The organism is Rahnella sp. P4_A8, from assembly GCF_056402435.1.
In genome coordinates this window covers 1-1,808 of the sequence record NZ_JBFUHK010000196.1, presented here as the reverse complement: position 1 = coordinate 1,808, position 1,808 = coordinate 1, and the positions used below count along the sequence as shown (strand labels likewise).

The window sequence follows — 1,808 nt, the reverse complement described above, 5'->3', positions numbered from 1 at the left end:
GATTTGGATCTTGTTCTTTTGGCCCGCAGCCCACTAAAGCCAGCGATCCCAGAAGCGCGCCGACAACTGCAATGGATTTGAATTTGTTAGACATGTCCTTTCCTCAATAAACGGATATAAATCATTCACAGGTAGCTATTACAGCTGTTGTTTCGTTATTTATGTGTGACTGCTTTTACGATGCGGTCGCCACAAAATTGAATTAAATACACCAAAACCACTAGCAGGACTAATACAGTATTCATGACAGTTGCGTCGTAACCGATATAACCGTACTGATAACCGATTTGTCCCAAACCACCGGCACCGACAGCGCCACCCATAGCAGAATAGCCTACAAGAGTGATCAGCGTGATGGTGGCAGCATTGACCAGACCTGGCAGAGCTTCCGGCAATAAGATTTTTCGGATGATCTGCATCGGTGTTGCACCCATTGCGCGGGCGGCTTCCACCAGACCGCTTGGAATTTCCAGCAGGGCATTCTCAACCATGCGGGCAATAAACGGCGCAGCACCCACAGTCAGCGGGACAATCGCTGCCTGCAAACCGATTGAGGTGCCGACAATCATACGCGTGAAGGGAATCATCCATACCAGCAAGATAATAAAAGGAATGGAACGGAAAATGTTAACCAGCGCCGACATCACGCGATAGACATTTTTATTCTCTGCAATCTGACCCGGACGGGTGACGTACAGCAGTACGCCGAAAGGCAAACCTAACACAAAACCAAAGAGGCCAGAGGTTAGCGTCATGATGACCGTTTCCCAGATTCCGCGGCCCATTAACCACATCATTGCCTCAGACATAACCCAGTACCTCTACTTTCACCTGATTCTCATGCAGGAACTGAATTGCCGCCTGAGTATTTTCTTCTGAACCRTGCATTTCTGTCAGCATAATCCCGAACTTTACACCGCCGGCATAATCCATCTGAGCACTGATAATATTATTGTTGATGTCAAAGCGACGGACTGCTTCGGAAAGCAGCGGGGCATCAACGGACTGACCGGTAAATTCCAGGCGCAGTAAAGGAACGCGACCCGTTTCAGGCTGGGGTACCAGACGCACGGCGTAATCTTCCGGAATATCCAGGTGCAACGTTGACTGAATAAATTGCTGTGCAAGCGGAGTCTTAGGATGTGAGAACATCTCGCTTACTTTATCCTGCTCAATCAGTTTGCCATCGCTGATCACAGCAACTTGATCGCAAATGCGTTTTACGACGTCCATCTCATGGGTGATCAGCAGAATCGTGAGACCCAGACGACGGTTGATATCTTTTAGTAATTCCAGGATTGCGCGGGTGGTAGCTGGATCCAGTGCACTGGTAGCTTCATCACACAGCAATACTTTTGGATTACTGGCCAGCGCACGGGCAATGGCTACGCGTTGTTTTTGTCCACCGGAAAGATTCGCCGGGTAGGCATCATGCTTATCTTCCAGCCCGACCAGGCTCAGCAGCTCGGAAACTCGTTTCTTAATATCGGCTGAAGAAAGATTGTCGAGTTCGAGTGGCAGGGCAACGTTGCCAAAAACGGTGCGTGACGACAGCAGGTTAAAGTGCTGGAAAATCATGCCAATCTGGCGGCGTGCGCGGGTCAGCGCTTTCTCTGAGAAGGACATCAGATCCTGACCATCGACCAACACCTGGCCTTTAGTCGGGCGCTCCAGCAAATTGACGCAGCGTATTAAGGTACTTTTCCCYGCGCCGGAAGAACCGATTACGCCATAAATTTGTCCGGCAGGGACGTGAAGACTCACGTCAGAGAGCGCGACGATCTGGCGCGAACCCTGCAGGAAAATCT

At 50.1% G+C, this 1,808-nt stretch carries 2 protein-coding genes and 1 pseudogene; all 3 read right to left on the bottom strand.

Features of this window, described 5'->3' with window-relative positions:
* Positions 1-94: pseudogene (gene metQ, locus AC1DUO_RS24585) on the bottom strand (methionine ABC transporter membrane-anchored lipoprotein MetQ); the annotation flags it as partial.
* A gap of 61 nt (positions 95-155) precedes the next feature.
* On the bottom strand, positions 156-809 hold the full coding sequence (locus AC1DUO_RS24580; protein WP_166861388.1) for a methionine ABC transporter permease MetI: 654 nt from the start codon (positions 807-809) through the stop codon (positions 156-158).
* Positions 802-1,806, bottom strand: a complete 1,005-nt coding sequence (metN, locus tag AC1DUO_RS24575) for a methionine ABC transporter ATP-binding protein MetN (protein ID WP_477989231.1) — start codon at positions 1,804-1,806, stop codon at positions 802-804. The genes AC1DUO_RS24580 and metN overlap by 8 nt, the downstream gene beginning before the upstream one ends.
* Between the last annotated feature and the right edge of the window lie 2 nt (positions 1,807-1,808).

Bases quoted from the DNA above. Each gene is read 5' to 3' on its own strand.
- AC1DUO_RS24580 (WP_166861388.1), bottom strand. From the start codon at position 809: ATGTCTGAGGCAATGATGTGGTTAATGGGCCGCGGAATCTGGGAAACG.